Genomic DNA, 756 nt, shown 5'->3' with positions numbered 1-756 from the left:
GTACAATCATCCACGATGCACAACACGCGGAACCGCTGGCCATCCTCAAAGGCGTCAGACACGAAGTCCAACGACCAGCGCTGATTGGCGCGGTCCGGTACCAGAATGGGTCTGCGCGTGCCTAAAGCCCGCTTGCGCGACCTTCTGCGCCGGACTGCCAACCCTTCCTCGCGGTAGAGCCGGAACAGCTTCTTGTGGTTCACCTCGAACCCTTCTCTAGCAAGCAGGATGCCCAAGCGACGATACCCGAACCGACGACGTTCATTTGCCAATTCACGCAACCGTTTGCGCAGGGCATCATCGCCCTGATCCCGCTTTTGATACTGAAAGACCGACCTATGCAGCTCGGCCAATTCACACGCCCGACGTTCCGACAGGCCGTGCCGATCCATCACATCCGACACAGCTCTGCGCTTCACATCAGGCGTTGGTAATTTTTTGTCGCGAGATCTTTCAAAGCAGCATTGTCCAACATCGCATCCGCAAGCATCCGTTTCAGGCGATTGTTCTCATCCTCAAGCGCGCGCAGCTTCTTCGCGTCCGACACATTCATGCCGCCAAACCTGGCCTTGTACTTGTAGAATGTCGCGTCGCTGATCCCGTACTTCCGGCACAGCTCCTGCGCCTTCACGCCAGCTTCGTACTCTTTGATCATCCCAATGATCTGTTCGTCGCTAAATCTGCGTTTCATTATCCATCCTTTTCTTGGACGGATTACTAACACCCCAGCGGCCTGATTTCAGGGGGCTGGGTCAG

At 56.1% G+C, this 756-nt stretch carries 1 pseudogene; it reads right to left on the bottom strand.

What is annotated here, in order from left to right:
- Positions 1–691: pseudogene (locus Q1A53_RS23340) on the bottom strand (transposase); the annotation flags it as partial.
- Positions 692–756 lie beyond the last annotated feature (65 nt).

Origin of the sequence: uncultured Roseobacter sp., from assembly GCF_947496515.1 — a bacterium.
Taxonomy (GTDB): Bacteria; Pseudomonadota; Alphaproteobacteria; order Rhodobacterales; family Rhodobacteraceae; genus Roseobacter.
The sequence above is the reverse complement of the archived record's forward strand: the minus strand, read 5'-3'. Positions and strand labels throughout refer to the sequence as shown.